Origin of the sequence: Francisella uliginis (genome assembly GCF_001895265.1) — a bacterium.
In the GTDB taxonomy this organism is placed as follows: domain Bacteria; phylum Pseudomonadota; class Gammaproteobacteria; order Francisellales; family Francisellaceae; genus Francisella; species Francisella uliginis.
The window spans coordinates 811,882-827,904 of sequence record NZ_CP016796.1; the positions used below are offsets into that span (position 1 = coordinate 811,882).

A 16,023-nucleotide genomic window follows, 5' to 3' on the forward strand; every position below is an offset into this window, starting at 1 on the left:
TTAGCCATTCTAGAAATCTTTTAACCTCTTTTTCTTTTTACAAAGGGATTTTTTTCAATGAGTAATAATAAAAGTCTTCCTATAAATCAATTTCCTTTATGGAAAAATCTTTTAATAGTATTTATTTTAGCATTAGCTTTATTTTATGCAGTACCTAATATTTTTGGTAAAAGTCCTGCTTTGCAAATATCACAAAAAGATGGTGATGTTAGCACACAATTATTAGTTAAAGTTGAAAATACTTTAGATAAAAATAATGTTGTTTATGAAAAAGCGCATATAACAAATAACAATGATAATGTCTCAATTACATTTAATGATGTAGAAGAGCAACTTAAAGCAAAAAAGATACTAAAAGAAAGCTTAAGCAATAATTACATTATTGCAATGAATATGCTTTCTAACTCTCCTAGTTGGCTTTCAGCATTAGGTGCTAATCCTATGAATTTAGGGTTAGATCTAAGAGGCGGAATGTATTTAATGCTAGAGGCCGATACAAAAACAGCAATAAATGCTCAGTTAGATAACACATTGAATGTTATTTTAGCAGCAGCTAAGGACGATAATATAGGTGTTTCTAGCTCAACTAAGGCAGATGAGAAATCTAGTGTGAAAGCACCTCAAGAATATATTGCCAATGGCTATGTATCAATAACTTTAGATAACTCAGTCGATGTTGCTAAGCTTAAACAATATTTAAGTTCTGAGTATAAAAAGACTCAAGATCCTAACATAACCTATACAACTAAAGGCAACACAGTGTTTGTCACTTATAATAGTGCTAAGATTCTTCAATTAAAACAGGGTGCTATATCTCAAGTTGTAACAGTAATGCGTAATCGTATTAATGCTTTAGGTGTTGCAGAGGCTTCAGTTGCTCAAGCCGGTGAGAATCGTGTAGTTATTGAAATTCCAGGAATGCAAGATGCTACTCAAGCTAAGCAGATTTTAGGTGGAACATCTACTGCAAGTTTTTATTTAGTTAATCCTGTTACAGATAGGCTAGCTACAGAAGAACAAGGTTATAAGGTTTATGCTCTAGATAATGGTAGAGGATACCAAAGTTACTATAGTTTAAAAGGTGCACCAGTCGCAGGCGGAGCTGATATTATTGGAGCAAGTCCATCAGTGGATCGTCAAACAGGTACTCCAATAGTTATGGTAGAGTTAAGTAGAGGAGCAGCTAGCCACTTTAGAAGAATTACTGGTAAAAATGTTGGTAATCCTATGGGTGTGATGCTTGTTAACACTACTTATGAGAAAGTTAAAGGCAAGGATGGTCAAGAGAAAAACGTAGTCAATAAAACTGAAAAACTAATAAATGTTGCTACTATTCAATCTGCGCTTGGTTCACATTTCCAAATTACTGGTTTAAACCAAAAAGAAGCAAACAATCTTGCTTTAATGATTAAATCTGGTTCATTACAAGTTCCTGTACACATTGTTCAAGAACAACAAATAGGACCGAGCTTAGGTAAAGACAATATTGAAAAAGGTATGCTATCTATAGTAGTAGCTCTTTTAGCTGTTGTTGTATTTATCTTAGCTTACTATCGAGTATTTGGTATTATTGCAAACGTTGCTTTAATTATGAACTTAATACTTATTGTGGCTGTGATGTCAATTATTCCAGGAGCAACATTAACATTACCAGGTATAGCAGGTATAGTACTTAACCTTGGTATGTCAATTGATGGTAACGTACTAATTTTTGAAAGAATTAGAGAGGAGATTCGTGCAGGTATGCCACGTCAAAGTGCAATTCATATAGGTTATGAGAAAGCATTTACAACAATTGTTGACTCAAACATTACAACTTTAATTGTTGCAGTTATTCTTTTCTTCATTGGTACAGGAGCTGTTAAAGGATTTGCTATTACATTGATGATAGGTATTGTGACATCTATGTTTACATCGGTTACTGTTTCTAGAGCTATGACTAACTTTGTTTATGGTAAGAAAAAGAAACTAGAAAAAATCTCTATAGGAATATAATTTTAGGTTGGGTTTATAATGGAATTTTTTAAACAAAAGACTCAGATTGATTTTTTAGGTATAAAAAAGTATACGACTGCTTTTTCAATACTTATGATTATTATCTCGTTGTTTTTTATATTTACTAAAGGTCTAAATCTTGGTTTAGATTTTACAGGTGGCTATCAGGTTCAGGTACATACTTCAAAGATGTTAGATTCTGAAGCTATGACTAAAAAGCTAGAAAAAATAGGCTTTAATCATACTACAATAACAACATTCGGAGATAATGATAATTATTTAATCAAATTTGCTCCTGATGAAGTTAATTCTAAAGCTAAAAGTTTAGAAGATGCTCAGCAACAGCTACAAAGTGAAGTTGAAGCTGCTTTAGGAGCTAAGGTAGAAAGTGTTAACTATATTGGTCCTCAAGTTGGTAAAGAGCTTGCTAGTAATGGTGTTCTGGCAATAATTATTGCTTTGGTATGTATATTAATTTATATAAGTGCTAGATTTGAAATGAAGTTTGGTATAAGTGCTTGTGTGGCTTTACTACATGATCCAATAGTAATCTTAGGAATATTTGCAGCTTTTCAATTAGAGTTTGATTTGACGGTTTTAGCAGCTGTTTTAGCAGTGATTGGTTACTCATTAAATGATACTGTTGTAATTTATGATAGAGTGCGTGAGAACTTTAGAAAAATGCGTAACGCTAGTGTTACGGAAGTTGTAAATAGAGGTATTAATGATACTTTATCAAGAACTATACTTACTTCTGGATTAACAATGCTTGTGGTTGTCGTGTTGTTTTTATTTGGTGGTAGTTCGGTACATAACTTTTCTTTAGCTTTAATGTTAGGTATCGTAGTAGGTACTTACTCATCAATATATGTAGCTGGAGTAGTGGCTGTAGCCTTAGGTTTAAGTAGAGAGTCTTTACTACCTAAACAAGTAACTAAAGAAGATACACCGTTACTTTAACATTTATTAATAATTTATAGCTATTAAATAATGTATAATAGAAATAAGAGATTTGAAAAAGGGTATGTCATGAAAAAGATTATTTTGACAATTAGTTTTTTGGTGTTTGGGGCTAGCTTGGGATTAGCTATGTCTAGCGATAAAGCTGCTACTGATGTTACAAAGCAGCAACAAGTAGCCAAGAGCAAATGTACAAAGAACAAAGATCACCATAAACTTGTTGATATTTATACTGATGAAGACACATCTTCAAAGGTTACTGGTAAGATCACACTTAAAAACCAAGATAACTATAATATCTTCTATTGTAAAAATACTGGTTGGTGCGAAGTAGTTAATAAGACTGATGGAAAAACTGGTTGGATAGGTCTAGACCAACTTAAACAGGCGCAACAAAAGTATGCTAATTACATGCAGACAAAAGATACAGTAAGAAAGCTTGTTGAATATGTGAATGTGCAAGATCAGAAAATAGCACAATTACATGCAATGATGCAGCAAATGCAAAAACAGTTTGCTGTTGTGTTGCAAAAGCAACAAGCACAAATCAATCAGTTAAATCAGGCTTATTACTATCAATAGATCTAAATCTAGTAGGAGCCATATGTCTAAAAAAAAGTTATTACCAGCTACAAAACCCAAAACATTACCTGTAGTATCTGATAATAATCTTAATTCTTATCTTAACTTTGTTAATAATTTACCGATTCTAACTTTAGAAGAAGAGCAGGAATTAGCTAAGCGTTATAAATATAAAAAAGATTTAGATGCAGCTCAGCAGCTAGTTTTATCTCACTTAAGGTTTGTAACAAAGATTGCTAAAAATTTTTCAGGCTATGGCTTGTCAGTAGCAGATATTATTCAAGAAGGTAATATCGGTCTTATGAAAGCTGTAAGTAAATTTGATCCAGAGCAGGGTGTTAGATTAGTGTCTTTTGCAGTTCATTGGATTAAAGCAGAAATGCATGACTATGTGCTAAAGAATTGGAAGATTGTAAAAGTAGCTACAACAAAGTCGCAACGAAAACTCTTTTTTAACCTTAGAAGTTCTAAGAATAAAGTTGGCTGGTTAAGTCAAGAAGATATAAAGCAATTAGCTGAAGAGCTTGATGTAAAAGAAGAGACAGTTATTGAGATGGAGAAAAGAATGTGTCAAGGTGATGCCAGCCTTGATCTTCCCTATAAAGATGATGAAGGCGAACAAACTGGCCAACAGAGCTTATATCTTGAAGATAAATCATCAAATGTTGAGCATCAAGTAGTAGAACAAGATTATTATGATAACTTTAAAGCTGTAGTAAAAGATGTTTTAAGTGGGTTTGATACACGTACTAAAGATATTATTATGTCACGCTATCTACTTGATAAGAAAGCTACTTTACAAGATTTAGCTGCAAAATATAAAATCTCTGCGGAAAGAGTCCGTCAAATAGAAGAAGAAGCCTTAGCTAAACTGAAGAAAGCTATCAAAAATAGAAGTTAGTTGGTTTTTATTTTTGTGTTTTCCAGTACGGAGAAAACTTAATCATCCAAGAAAAAACAGAACTGATTATTTTATTTTTACCATCTTTTTGCATTTGAATATAGGCGTACTTCTGGAACTCTTTTAAGGACATATTTTCAGCTAAAAGCTGATTATTTTGAAAACAATTACTACAATAGGTGTTTGAACCACTATCTATTTTATCTTTTGATAATGGCATGAAACAACACTCACAATTTTTCTTTTGCATTTGAGTATATTTTTATAACAATTTTATGTTTAAGTCTGTATTTTTTAATATAAAAAATCAATATCTATTTTTATTTGAAAATATAAATATCTACTTGTAGAATTAGCTCAATTTTTAAATAGAAACATTCTTCTGAAAAAGTCTAAATAAAGAGCGTATTATAATGAATAAAAACCAATTTGTTTATGATAATATATCCTTTATATATTTATTTCTTATTAAAAAGTGATGAAGGATTTTATACCTAGAATAGAATCAAAAATAACACAAGATGTTTATTTAGATGGTTCAAAAAGTATCTCGAATAGATCTTTAATTATTGCTGCTATGGCAAATGGTGAAACTAAGTTTGAAAATTTGCCAAATAGTGCAGATGTTTTGGCATGCGTTGCAGCTTTGAAAGAACTAGGATGTGAGATTGAGCATAATCAAGATACTAAAACATTAAGTATTTTTGGCTGTAATAGAGAGTTTCAAAATAAAAATGCTAAGATATTTTGTAATGAATCTGGCACATTAACAAGGTTTATAATTCCTATGTGTGCGGTACAAAAATCTGGTGATTATTATGTTTATGCTAAGCAAAGAATGATGGAAAGACCTTTAGCAGATCAGTTAAAGCCGTTAGAGAATTTAGGAATGAAAGCTGAATATCATGAGAAAACTCACGCTATGCCTATGACTATTAATGCAAACTCTTTAGAAGGAGGTAGTATTGAAGTTGATGGTAAAAAAAGTTCACAGTTTGCATCAGGTTTACTTATGGCAGCACCATTTATGCAACAAGGTTTAGCTTTAAACTCAATTACAGATCATAAGCAACCATATTTAGATATGACTACAAAAGTTATGGCAGAATTTGGTATTGATGTCGATATTGAAAATAATATTTATAAAACTAAGAAGTCTAACTATACTTCACCAGGAAGATATGTAGTAGAACCAGATGTATCAACAGCTTCATATTTTTGGGCATTTGCTGCAATTACAGGATCTACAATAAAGGTAATGAATGTAACTAAAAAGTCCAAGCAAGGAGATATAAAATTTTTAGATGTTCTTGAGATGATTGGCTGTGAAGTTAAGTATTATGATGATGGTGTAGAAGTTACAGGCTCTGAAAAATTAAAAGGAATAAATGTTAATATGCGTAATTTCTCAGATACGTTTATGACTTTAGCAGCAATCGCCTGTTTTGCAGATTCAGATACGTATATTTCAGGGCTTAGCCATACTCGAGGACAAGAGTCTGATAGAGTATCTGCTATGGCAGAAGGACTTACAAAACTTGGCATACATGTTGAAACTACACAAGATAGTATTTTAATATCACCATCTAGAAGTAAATTTCAACCAGCAGAGGTTGATAGTTTTAATGACCATAGGATTGCTATGTCATTAGCTCTTTTAGGATTAAAAAATGATGGTGTTGTTATAAATAATTCAGAAGCGGTTAGTAAGACTTGCCCAGATTACTTTGATAGAATGAAAACTTTAGTAGGTTAATAATCTTATGGATGTGAAAGAGCGAATTATAACAGGATATCTTGCACAAAGATGGTATAAGAAAGCTCTTATTATCACAAATAATGATGTTAGCTATCTTGATAGAATTAATGTCTTAAGAAAAGTTGTTTGCTCAGGATATTTAAAAACAGAATCTCAAAAGGGCTGTATTTTTGATATTGAAGCATGGCCTTTTGAACATAAGTTTTTTGATTTAATAATTTTGGATCAAAGTTCTCTACCTTGTTCAAGACAGATGAAATCTTTACTGCAACAATTACATTTTTGTCTAGCAGATGATGGCGAAGTTATAGTGGCATGTTCAGGAGATATCAGGATCTATAAAGTTTTATCAAAATTTTTAGCTAATGGATTTATTAGTAAAAAAGTCCAACTAATAAACCCAACGCGGAATATTTTTATTGATTTATTTAAGCGTATAGTAAGTAAAAACTTTGTTGCGATTTTTAAAAAGGATAATTATTTTATAGTAGATGGCTTAAAAGTATCTGATCTAGTGAGTGAGTCAGAAAAAAAACGAGTATACAGTGGTAACTGTGTCAAGGAGATATATGGGGATATTCACAAAGAAAAATAATGTTATAGCTTATACTGATGGAGCTTGTAAAGGTAATCCTGGAGTAGGAGGTTGGGGAGCTATACTTAGTTATAATGGTGTAGAAAAAGAAATATATGGCGCTGAAAAAGAAACTACTAACAATAGAATGGAGCTTTTAGCTGCTATTAAGACATTAGAAACTTTAAAGAGAAAATGCGATATCACTATTTTTACTGATTCTAAGTACTTACAAAATGGTATTAACCAATGGTTAGCAAATTGGAAAGCTAATGGTTGGAAGACAGCTGCTAAGAAGGAAGTGAAAAATAAAGATTTATGGCAGGAGCTTGATAATCTAAGCCAAGTCCATAATATTACTTGGAGTTGGGTTAAAGGCCATAGTGGTAACCAAGGTAATGAAAAAGCAGATGAGCTTGCAAATAAAGCTATTTCTGAATTAATGGAGAAAAAATAAAAATGGAAAATCTTAGCCATAAGAAGATTCTCGTTTTATACACTGGTGGTACTATTGGTATGATTAGTACAGAGCAAGGGTACGATGTTGAACCAGGATATTTGACAAAAACTGTCGAAGGTATTAGAGATTTTTATGAATACAATATGCCTGAATTTAAGATTAAAGAATATACAAATTTAATAGACTCATCAAATATAAACCCTAAAAGGTGGGTATCTTTAGCTTTAGACGTAATAAAAAATTATGAAGATTATGATGGTTTTGTAATTCTACATGGTACAGATACTTTAGCTTATACAGCTTCAGTATTATCTTTTATGCTTGGGGAGATTCAAAAACCTGTAATTGTTACAGGTTCACAGATTCCAATATCAAAAATAAGGTCTGATGCTATATCAAATATTTTAAATAGTTTGATATTTGCATGTAGTGACGATATTAAAGAAGTTTGTGTTTATTTTAACCAAAGACTTATGCGTGGTAATCGAACTACGAAGATATCGGCTACAGATTTTGAGGCTTTTGACTCTCCGAATTATCCTAGTTTAGCAAAGGTAGGAATTGATATTGAGGTTAAAAAAAGAAGATTATGGCAGAGATCTGATAATTATGATATACCAACATTAGAAACTTTTGGGGTTCCTAAAATAGCAATTCTGAGTGTTTTTCCAGGTATGGATAATGATATATTAGAAGCAGTTCTTGAACCTCCGTTACAGGGGCTAATTTTAAAAACTTATGGTTCTGGTAATATGATGGATGATCCTAATATTCATAAGACATTGTCAAAAGCTGATAAAAGAGGGGTTGTAATAGTCAACTGTACTCAATGTATGTATGGTAGTGTAAAAATGCAAACTTATAAAGCAGCTAGAGGGCTTGTAGATGCTGGAGTTGTATCAGGTTATGATATGACAGATGAAGCAGCATTAGGTAAGCTTTTTTATTTGCTTAGTCAGCCAGGTATTTCTCAGCAGCAAATTAAAGATGCTTTTAATACTTCTTTGCAAGGTGAAGTAACAATCTAGTCAGATTAATCAAATAAAAACTTGTTCATTAAAATATTCTAATATAGTATATGAAGTATAATATATGAAAAAATATTCAGATAATATAAGGAGAAAACATGAGTGATATAGCTGAGTTAATAAAAGGTAATAGAGAGTGGGCGCAAGAGATCGAAAAGACTAATCCTGGTTTTTTTGAAACATTATCAAAGGGGCAATCTCCAGAGTATCTTTGGATAGGATGTTCAGATAGTCGTGTACCTGCTAACCAAGTTTGTGGCTTGATCCCTGGTGAAGTGTTTGTTCATCGTAATATTGCAAATGTAGTTTCTCTTACTGACTTAAACTGTCTATCAGTGCTGCAATTTGCTATCGAAGTTCTTAAAGTTAAGAAGATTATTGTATGCGGACACTATGCTTGTGGCGGTGTTGAAACAGTTGTTAGAGATAAAAGTTATGGTCTAATTGATAACTGGCTAACTTCTATTCGTGAAATAAAAGAGCAGAATAAGAAATTTGTTGAAGAAACTTTAGCTTACCTAAAAGATAACGAAGAAGAGTATACAAAGAAAAAGGTTGATATGATGTGTGAGCTTAATGCACTTCATCAAGCTCTTAATTTATGTAAGACTACTGTAGTAAGCGATGCTTGGTCTAAGAAAGGTTTAGACTTTACAGTTCATGCTGCTATCTACGGTGTAGGTGATGGTAAACTTTATGAAATTGGTGGTGGTGTAGGCTCTAGAACTGAGATGGACGCTATGTACGCTCAAGCTATCAAAGATATCAAGTCTAGATATTGTCAGTAATTTATTCTCTAATTTTAACTATTTAAAATCTTATCTCATTCTTTTATAGAAAAATCTTATTAATAATCATATTATTAATTTATGTCATGTATTTAAATGTTTTAATATTTTTTAATCATATAAATGAATATTCTTAAAACTATTTGCAAGTGTAAGGGGAGATTTATAGGTGAGTAATAATAGAAAAAAATTCTCTAAAAATATAGTTTCGCATTTACTGGCAGAAGTTGATTCAAAGTGTCCTCTATGTAATAAACCATTGATAGAAAAGAAAGAAAATGGCCAGTTTGTAAAAGTCAGTGCTGATATTGCTCATATATACCCACTTAATCCTACAAAAGAAGATATAGAACTATTACGGAACGAAGAAAAATTATTTTCTGATGATCCTAATGATGTAAATAACTTAATTTATTTGTGTAAAAATAACCATAATGATTTTGATAGAGTTAAGACTTTAGAAAAATATAGGGCATTAGTTTCTTTAAAAAAGAAATTAATCAAAAAACATGAACTGCGAAAAGATTTATATACTTGTAACATTGAAAATGAGTTAAGAGAGATCTTTAAAAATATTGAAAGCATTAATGATCTTCAAGGGGTAGAGTTAAATTATGATGTCTCGAAGGTTGAGAGCAAATTAAAGGGTGAAAAGATTATTTTTATTAATGATATTAAAAATTATGTAAATCAGTACTTTAATATAGTAAGAAAAATATTGCGAAATTTTGGAGATAGTGGAGATATTATAGCTTCCCAAATTAAAATTCTATATCTAAAAGCTAAAAAATATGATGATGAAAAAGAAAAAATCTATCAAATAATATTGGAGCATTTAAAATCATTAAATCCTAATCAAAGTGAAGTAGTTATTAGAATTGTTATTGCTTTTTTTATTCAAAATTGTGAGGTTTTTGATGCTGTTTCCAAATAAGTTTATTGAGATTGAAAAGTCTATTTTCTCAAAAATGATAATTATTTTAGAAAAAAATAATGGAATAGTAGAAGTTTCTGATCTCTATACAAAATTAAAGAAATATTTTGATAATGTTGAGGAATTTATTTTTACATTAGATTTACTGTATGCTTTAGAGCTAATCGATTTAGGAGATAATGGAGATATAAAATATGTTACTAGAAATTAGGAGTAATATTTTTAGGAAAAAAGTTATTGAATTTCATGAAGGCTTAAATGTTGTATTAGGAGATAACCAAGCGACTAATTCTATTGGGAAAACTAATCTTCTTTTAATAATAGATTTTATTTTTGGAGGTAATAGCTATATTTCTCATAGTAAAGATGTTATTAAAAATTTAGGAGAGCATGAATTCTATTTCTCATTTTCTTTTGATAAAAAGTACTTTTTTAAAAGAGGTACTTTAGATTCCAAAAAAATTTCTCAATGTAATGAGTTGTATGAGCATCAAGAAACTATAAGTCTTGATGATTTTTGTAAATTTTTGCAAGAAAAATATCATATAGCATATAAAGGCAGTACGTTCAGAGATCTAGTTTCGTGTTTTATAAGAATATGGGGTAAATCTGAAGATAATACGAAAGAGCCACTCAGAGCTAACGCAAAAGAAACTAATAAAGCCTCTGTAGATAGGGTCATAAAACTTTTTGATAAATATGGAGATATACTTCATTTAAGTGAAGAAGAAAAAAATACAAAATCAGAAAAAGACACAATAAAAAATATGTATAATTTTGATTTTGCAAAGAAATTAACGAAAAAAAGTTATGAGAAAAACTTAAAAAACATAGGTCTTTTAGAGAAGCAAATCAAGGAAATTCAGCAAAGCATTAGTATAGCAAGTGAACATGAAAAGTTGAGTGAAGAAAATTTGTTATTAATATCGGAACTTAATAAATTAAAAAATCAAAGATTTCAGCTAGAGAGAAATGTTGAAAGGTTAAATTTTAATTTATCAAATGACTTTAAATTAGGTAGGAAAACTTATGAAAATATTGAAAAATATTTTCCTTCAATAAATAAATCTAAATTAGCTAGAGTAGATACATTCCATAAAAAGCTAGCAAAAATATTAAGAAAAAATATAAAAGAAGATATTGATGCTTCTTCTCAAGTTTTATTAGATATTGAAAAAAGTATCATAGATATTAATGATAAAATAAAAGATATAGATGATGCTAATAATCCCTTATTTTTAGTGTTAGCAGAAAAAATAAAAGAAAAAGATTTGCTAGAAAAACAAAATGAAACTTTTAACAAAGATAATAAGTTGAAAGAAGATCTTGAAAATCTTAAGTTAAAGTTAATTAAAGAAAGGAATAAAGTATGTCCTAAAATTCAGGATGCAATAAATGAGAAAATGCAAAAGATAAGCAGAAGAATTTATGGGAAAGATAATAGCCCTAGTTTTGAAATTGATGAAAATAAATATTTTTTTGAAAAAAGTTGGGATACAGGGACAGGAACTGCTTATACTGACTTAATATCATTTGATTTAACTATTTTAAGTCTAACTAATTTACCTATTTTAGTTCATGATTTACCTGTTTTTAAACATATAGAGCCTAAAAGAGTTGAAAAAGTTGTAGAAGAATATAATAGCTATAGCAAGCAAATATTTATAGCTCTTGATGAAACATCTAAATATGTTTCTATAAATGATATTTTAGAAACTAAAAAAGTTATTGAGTTAAGTGAAGAAGAAACATTATTTACAATAGTATGGTCATCAAAAAAATAACTACGTTATTAAGTTTATTAATAGAATATTTATATCATCATGAAAAGTGATTATCTTAAATTTCACTTAGCCTTCTTAGCAATCTCATGAGAGTCATGAGGAGCTATAAACTGAAGTTCGTCGGCTTCTTTAAAAATACCTATTTCATCTCTTCTATGGGGCGGATATATTCTTACAAGGTTGATATGTTTCTTGATTTCTCTAGCTTCTATACCAAACTTTTTAACTTTTCTTTCCCATCCTTCTGTATATAGTCCTCCATAATCACCTAAATCAACACATGTTACATAATTTGGCTGATAGTATTCTTCCATTTCTGGGATACCTAATAAATGATGTATAGCATTATGTCCAGCAAGTCTACCTTGAGGTCTACCATGTTGGCATGACATTACAGCATGGAGTCTATTATAAGTTTTTAAATTTTACTTAAAAACTTATATAAAATATAGGCAATCAAAGCAGCAATTAAATTTATGAAAAATACAGCTTCAACAGTTTGATTATAAACAGAACCGCTAAATAGAGTTAAAGAGTCTAGGATTGTATAAATAGTGAAAAATATCAAGCAAGCAGCTTTAAATTGAGAATTTTTAAAGAGTGCTAAAATTGAGAATATAAATAGGCATAACTGGAAAATTCCTATCTGAAAAACAGCCGGAGTGAAAATCCATCCTTGAAATTTACTCATGCTGTCTCCATATACTAAATAAGCATAGCTATTTATGAGAGTAATAAGACTTATATTGCTAGCAATAAAGTAATTTGCATAGACATTAGCATAGTGTTTGTTGTAAATAATACTTGAATGCAAAAAAGCGATTATAAATGGTGTTATGAGTAGACAAGTACTTATAATAATGGTTACCATAGATGATATTAGTTTTATTAGAAATAGCTAGATTTTACAACAAAAGCTTTAGCTTGTCATATATTTGATGATAAAGATATAGACAATCTAATAGATGAAAGTTAAAATTTGCTACTAGAAAATTGTTAAATAAATAAAAGGAAAACTTAATAATGCAAGTTACTGTAGAGAAGAAAGAAGGGATTAATTGCTCATTACTAATTGAAGTTCCAGCAAATGAAGTTGATACTGAAGTAAATAAAAGAGTTAATCAAACTGCAAAAACTATCAAGATGGATGGTTTTAGACCAGGTAAAGTACCAGCTGGTATGGTTAAGAAAAAATATGGTGAGCAAATCCGTATGGAAGTTATCTCTGATGTAATTCCTCAGAAATATTCAAAAGCAATCCAAGATGAAAAACTAGCAGTTGCAGGTATCGAAGTTGATCTTAAAGAAAACAAAGAAGGTGAACCTCTTAAATTTGTAGCAAATCTTGAGCTTTTCCCAGAGTTTGAAGTTTCTGGTTTTGAAAAGATTGAAGTTCAAAAACCAACAGTTGAACTTGGTGATAACGAAGTTAAGCAAATGATCGAGAACTTAAGAAAGCAGTTAGCAACTTTTAAAGAAGTAGAAAGAGCTGTTGAGAAAGATGATAAAGTAGTTATTGATTTCGTTGGTAAGAAAGATGGTGAAGTTTTCGAAGGTGGTACAGCAAATGATCAAGAACTTGTAATTGGTTCTGGTCAAATGATTCCAGGTTTTGAAGATGGTATCATCGGTATGAACAAAGATGAGCAAAAAACTATCACTGTAACATTCCCTGAAGAATATCAAAATAAAGATCTTGCAGGACAAGAGGCTACTTTTGATATTACAGTTAAGAAAATCCAACAAGCTGAATTACCAGAAGTTGACGAAGAATTCGTTAAGAAATTTGGCGTAAAAGGTGGTGTGGATACTTTTGAAGATGAGATCAAAGAAAACATGCAACGTGAACTTAAGTTCATTTTACAAAGAAAAGTAAAAGAGCAAGTATTCAAAGGTTTAAGAGAGATTGCTGAATTTGAAACTCCAAAAGCTCTGATCAAAAGAGAAATTGATGCTGCTAAGGAAAACTTAGTTAAACAAATGGGTGGTGCTCAAGGCTTTGATGTTAATCAATTACCTGATAACTTATTTGAAGATAATGCTAAGCAAAAAGTTGAGACTAGTTTAGTACTTGATAGTGTTATGAGATCACAAAAATTTGAAGCTACAGATGAAGAAGTTGATAGCTTATTAGATGAGATGGTTCAAGCTTATGAAGAGCCAGAAAAAACTAAGCAAGAAATCAAGAAAAATGAAAAAGAAATCGCTAATTTGAAAGCTTTAGTTATTGAAAACAAACTTACTGATTGGGTACTAGATCAAGCTCAAGTTTCAGAAAAAGAAGAAGATTTCTTTGAAATTATAAAAGAAAATATGCAAGCTCAACAAGCTGGAATGTAAGCTAGCTTATAAAGAGAGGTTATAAATGATAACTAATAATTTAGTTCCTACTGTTGTTGAGAAAACAGCTGGCGGTGAGAGAGCTTTTGATATTTACTCAAGGCTATTAAAAGAGCGTATAGTTTTTTTGAATGGTGAAGTAAATGATCAATCAGCTAATCTAGTTATTGCGCAGCTGTTATTTCTAGAATCAGAAGATCCTGATAAAGATATTTATTTTTATATAAATTCTCCAGGAGGAATGGTTACAGCAGGTATGGGTGTTTATGATACTATGCAGTTTATTAAGCCAAATGTTAATACTATTTGTATTGGTTTAGCTGCTAGTATGGGCTCACTCTTATTAGCTGGTGGTACAAAAGGTAAAAGATATAGTTTACCAAGTTCACAGATTATGATTCATCAGCCTTTAGGTGGTTTTAAAGGTCAGGCATCTGATATTGAAATTCATGCTAAAAATATCTTACGTATCAAAGAAAGATTAAATAAGGTGTTAGCACATCATACAGGTCAGGATCTTGAAACTATTGTTAGAGATACTGATAGAGATAACTTTATGATGGCAGATGAAGCAAAAGAATATGGTCTAATAGATCATGTTATTGAATCTCGTGATGCAATAATAAAATAAATAAAGGAAGTCTAGTTTTAAAATGGCTAAAATTCTATATTGTTCTTTCTGTGGAAAATCACAACAAGAGGTTAAAAGTATTATCTCTGGTAGAGATGGTAATATTTGTAATGAATGTGTTAGTAAATGTGCAACTAAAATTCAAAGTACAACAGGAGTAGATACTACTCAAGATATTACTTTTGATAAGTTGCCAAAGCCTATAGAAATAAAAAAATATCTTGATGATTATATTATTGGTCAAGATAACGCCAAAAAAGTGTTATCTGTAGCTGTATATAATCACTACAAAAGAATCACATCCGATGCTACACAGGATGATGATACAGAACTTAAAAAAAGTAATGTTTTATTAATTGGTCCTACAGGTTCAGGAAAAACATTATTTGCTCAAACTTTAGCAAAACAATTAAATGTTCCTTTTGCTATTGCTGATGCAACAACTCTTACAGAAGCTGGATATGTTGGTGATGACGTTGAGAATATCATTGTAAGGTTATTACAAAATGCTGAGTTTGATGTTGCTAAAGCACAAAAGGGTATTATCTATATTGATGAAATAGACAAGATTGCAAGAAAATCTGAAAGTTCATCTATCACTCGTGATGTATCGGGTGAGGGTGTTCAACAGGCATTATTAAAACTTATTGAAGGTACTGTTTCATCTGTACCTCCTAAAGGCGGTAGGAAACACCCTAATCAAGATATGATTCAGGTTGATACTTCAAATATATTATTCATTTGTGGTGGAGCTTTTGCAGGTATAGAAAAGGTTGTTAAACATAGAATGGATAAAGTAAGTATTGGTTTTAATGCTGATGTTATTCGCCAAAAAGATAACCTTGATACTGAAAAACTAATGCAAAAAGTCGAGAGTGAAGATTTAACGAGATTTGGTCTTATTCCAGAGCTTATTGGTCGTTTACCAATAGTTACGGTTTTAAATGAGTTAAAAGAAGAAGATTTAGTTAAGATACTAAGAGAACCTAAGAATGCTCTTATCAAACAATATATTAAGTTATTTAAGTTTGATGATGTTGAAATAGAGTTTACAGATGAAGCTCTTATAGAAATAGCTAAAAAAGCAATAGCTAAGAAAACGGGTGCTAGAGGTCTTAGAACTATTCTTGAGAATGTTCTACTTGAATTGATGTTTCATGTGCCATCTTCACAAGATGTTGAAAGAGTTATCATCAATGATAAAGTCATATTAGAACAAGAAGAACCTGTATTAGTAAGTAAAACAAAAGAGCAAAAGCAATTAAAAGATATAGTCTAAAACAATTT

At 30.5% G+C, this 16,023-nt stretch carries 18 protein-coding genes; 15 read left to right on the top strand and 3 right to left on the bottom strand.

Annotated features, from left to right (window positions below):
* The first annotated feature begins 57 nt into the window (after positions 1 to 57).
* Genes secD through rpoH form a run of 4 tightly spaced genes read left to right on the top strand, consistent with a single transcriptional unit; the run spans position 58 to position 4,438 of the window.
* Entirely contained in the window at positions 58 to 1,995 is a 1,938-nt protein-coding gene (gene secD / locus F7310_RS03975; protein ID WP_072711943.1) for a protein translocase subunit SecD, read from the top strand.
* Positions 1,996 to 2,013: 18 nt separating this feature from the next.
* Entirely contained in the window at positions 2,014 to 2,955 is a 942-nt protein-coding gene (gene secF, locus F7310_RS03980; RefSeq protein ID WP_072711945.1) for a protein translocase subunit SecF, read from the top strand.
* Between the two features lie 27 nt (positions 2,956 to 2,982).
* Entirely contained in the window at positions 2,983 to 3,537 is a 555-nt protein-coding gene (locus F7310_RS03985) for an SH3 domain-containing protein (RefSeq protein WP_072711947.1), read from the top strand.
* Between the two features lie 22 nt (positions 3,538 to 3,559).
* Positions 3,560 to 4,438: an RNA polymerase sigma factor RpoH gene (rpoH, locus tag F7310_RS03990; protein WP_072711948.1), complete on the top strand. Its 879-nt coding sequence runs from the start codon at positions 3,560 to 3,562 to the stop codon at positions 4,436 to 4,438.
* A 7-nt stretch (positions 4,439 to 4,445) separates the two neighbouring features.
* On the opposite strand, the gene F7310_RS03995 is transcribed toward rpoH, so the two are convergent.
* Positions 4,446 to 4,688: a zinc ribbon domain-containing protein gene (locus F7310_RS03995; RefSeq protein ID WP_084645183.1), complete on the bottom strand. Its 243-nt coding sequence runs from the start codon at positions 4,686 to 4,688 to the stop codon at positions 4,446 to 4,448.
* A 228-nt stretch (positions 4,689 to 4,916) separates the two neighbouring features.
* Between F7310_RS03995 and aroA the strand changes: the two genes are divergently transcribed.
* The 8 genes from aroA (at position 4,917) to F7310_RS04035 (ending at position 11,765) form a co-directional block, all read left to right on the top strand.
* Entirely contained in the window at positions 4,917 to 6,194 is a 1,278-nt protein-coding gene (gene aroA, locus F7310_RS04000) for a 3-phosphoshikimate 1-carboxyvinyltransferase (RefSeq protein ID WP_072711951.1), read from the top strand.
* 7 nt (positions 6,195 to 6,201) lie between these two features.
* On the top strand, positions 6,202 to 6,792 hold the full coding sequence (locus F7310_RS04005; protein ID WP_072711953.1) for a hypothetical protein: 591 nt from the start codon (positions 6,202 to 6,204) through the stop codon (positions 6,790 to 6,792).
* On the top strand, positions 6,767 to 7,228 hold the full coding sequence (gene rnhA / locus F7310_RS04010) for a ribonuclease HI (protein WP_072711954.1): 462 nt from the start codon (positions 6,767 to 6,769) through the stop codon (positions 7,226 to 7,228). The genes F7310_RS04005 and rnhA overlap by 26 nt, the downstream gene beginning before the upstream one ends.
* A gap of 2 nt (positions 7,229 to 7,230) precedes the next feature.
* On the top strand, positions 7,231 to 8,259 hold the full coding sequence (ansA, locus tag F7310_RS04015) for an asparaginase (RefSeq protein WP_072711956.1): 1,029 nt from the start codon (positions 7,231 to 7,233) through the stop codon (positions 8,257 to 8,259).
* A 98-nt stretch (positions 8,260 to 8,357) separates the two neighbouring features.
* On the top strand, positions 8,358 to 9,047 hold the full coding sequence (locus F7310_RS04020; protein ID WP_072711957.1) for a carbonic anhydrase: 690 nt from the start codon (positions 8,358 to 8,360) through the stop codon (positions 9,045 to 9,047).
* Between the two features lie 169 nt (positions 9,048 to 9,216).
* Positions 9,217 to 9,981 (top strand): ABC-three component system protein, encoded by a 765-nt coding sequence (locus F7310_RS04025; protein WP_072711959.1) that lies wholly within the window; start codon positions 9,217 to 9,219, stop codon positions 9,979 to 9,981.
* The gene (locus tag F7310_RS04030) at positions 9,965 to 10,192 is read left to right on the top strand and encodes an ABC-three component system middle component 7 (protein ID WP_072711963.1); all 228 of its coding nucleotides are present in this window, start codon (positions 9,965 to 9,967) and stop codon (positions 10,190 to 10,192) included. Before F7310_RS04025 ends, F7310_RS04030 begins: the two co-directional genes overlap by 17 nt.
* Positions 10,176 to 11,765 (top strand): DUF2326 domain-containing protein, encoded by a 1,590-nt coding sequence (locus F7310_RS04035; protein WP_072711965.1) that lies wholly within the window; start codon positions 10,176 to 10,178, stop codon positions 11,763 to 11,765. Before F7310_RS04030 ends, F7310_RS04035 begins: the two co-directional genes overlap by 17 nt.
* 62 nt (positions 11,766 to 11,827) lie before the next feature.
* On the opposite strand, the gene F7310_RS04040 is transcribed toward F7310_RS04035, so the two are convergent.
* Together F7310_RS04040 and F7310_RS10840 are read right to left on the bottom strand one after the other, a co-directional pair.
* Positions 11,828 to 12,157: a hypothetical protein gene (locus F7310_RS04040; RefSeq protein WP_072711966.1), complete on the bottom strand. Its 330-nt coding sequence runs from the start codon at positions 12,155 to 12,157 to the stop codon at positions 11,828 to 11,830.
* A gap of 26 nt (positions 12,158 to 12,183) precedes the next feature.
* On the bottom strand, positions 12,184 to 12,636 hold the full coding sequence (locus F7310_RS10840; RefSeq protein ID WP_072711968.1) for a DUF6790 family protein: 453 nt from the start codon (positions 12,634 to 12,636) through the stop codon (positions 12,184 to 12,186).
* 152 nt (positions 12,637 to 12,788) lie between these two features.
* Between F7310_RS10840 and tig the strand changes: the two genes are divergently transcribed.
* The 3 genes from tig to clpX are packed head-to-tail and all read left to right on the top strand — an operon-like array spanning position 12,789 to position 16,015.
* Positions 12,789 to 14,105, top strand: a complete 1,317-nt coding sequence (gene tig, locus F7310_RS04050; RefSeq protein WP_072711969.1) for a trigger factor — start codon at positions 12,789 to 12,791, stop codon at positions 14,103 to 14,105.
* Positions 14,106 to 14,130: 25 nt separating this feature from the next.
* A complete protein-coding gene (gene clpP / locus F7310_RS04055) occupies positions 14,131 to 14,736 on the top strand; it encodes an ATP-dependent Clp endopeptidase proteolytic subunit ClpP (protein WP_072711971.1) in 606 nt (201 codons plus the stop codon).
* A gap of 22 nt (positions 14,737 to 14,758) precedes the next feature.
* Positions 14,759 to 16,015, top strand: coding sequence for an ATP-dependent Clp protease ATP-binding subunit ClpX (gene clpX, locus F7310_RS04060; protein ID WP_072711972.1), 1,257 nt, complete (start codon positions 14,759 to 14,761; stop codon positions 16,013 to 16,015).
* Positions 16,016 to 16,023: the final 8 nt, after the last annotated feature.

Excerpts from the sequence above, each read along its gene's own strand:
- secD (WP_072711943.1), top strand. The coding sequence starts at position 58 with ATGAGTAATAATAAAAGTCTTCCTATAAATCAATTTCCTTTATGGAAA.
- secF (WP_072711945.1), top strand. The coding sequence starts at position 2,014 with ATGGAATTTTTTAAACAAAAGACTCAGATTGATTTTTTAGGTATAAAA.
- rpoH (WP_072711948.1), top strand. The coding sequence starts at position 3,560 with ATGTCTAAAAAAAAGTTATTACCAGCTACAAAACCCAAAACATTACCT.
- F7310_RS03995 (WP_084645183.1), bottom strand. The coding sequence starts at position 4,688 with ATGCAAAAGAAAAATTGTGAGTGTTGTTTCATGCCATTATCAAAAGAT.
- aroA (WP_072711951.1), top strand. The coding sequence starts at position 4,917 with ATGAAGGATTTTATACCTAGAATAGAATCAAAAATAACACAAGATGTT.
- F7310_RS04005 (WP_072711953.1), top strand. The coding sequence starts at position 6,202 with ATGGATGTGAAAGAGCGAATTATAACAGGATATCTTGCACAAAGATGG.
- rnhA (WP_072711954.1), top strand. The coding sequence starts at position 6,767 with ATGGGGATATTCACAAAGAAAAATAATGTTATAGCTTATACTGATGGA.
- ansA (WP_072711956.1), top strand. The coding sequence starts at position 7,231 with ATGGAAAATCTTAGCCATAAGAAGATTCTCGTTTTATACACTGGTGGT.
- F7310_RS04020 (WP_072711957.1), top strand. The coding sequence starts at position 8,358 with ATGAGTGATATAGCTGAGTTAATAAAAGGTAATAGAGAGTGGGCGCAA.
- F7310_RS04030 (WP_072711963.1), top strand. The coding sequence starts at position 9,965 with ATGCTGTTTCCAAATAAGTTTATTGAGATTGAAAAGTCTATTTTCTCA.
- F7310_RS04035 (WP_072711965.1), top strand. The coding sequence starts at position 10,176 with ATGTTACTAGAAATTAGGAGTAATATTTTTAGGAAAAAAGTTATTGAA.
- F7310_RS04040 (WP_072711966.1), bottom strand. The coding sequence starts at position 12,157 with ATGTCATGCCAACATGGTAGACCTCAAGGTAGACTTGCTGGACATAAT.
- F7310_RS10840 (WP_072711968.1), bottom strand. The coding sequence starts at position 12,636 with ATGGTAACCATTATTATAAGTACTTGTCTACTCATAACACCATTTATA.
- tig (WP_072711969.1), top strand. The coding sequence starts at position 12,789 with ATGCAAGTTACTGTAGAGAAGAAAGAAGGGATTAATTGCTCATTACTA.
- clpP (WP_072711971.1), top strand. The coding sequence starts at position 14,131 with ATGATAACTAATAATTTAGTTCCTACTGTTGTTGAGAAAACAGCTGGC.
- clpX (WP_072711972.1), top strand. The coding sequence starts at position 14,759 with ATGGCTAAAATTCTATATTGTTCTTTCTGTGGAAAATCACAACAAGAG.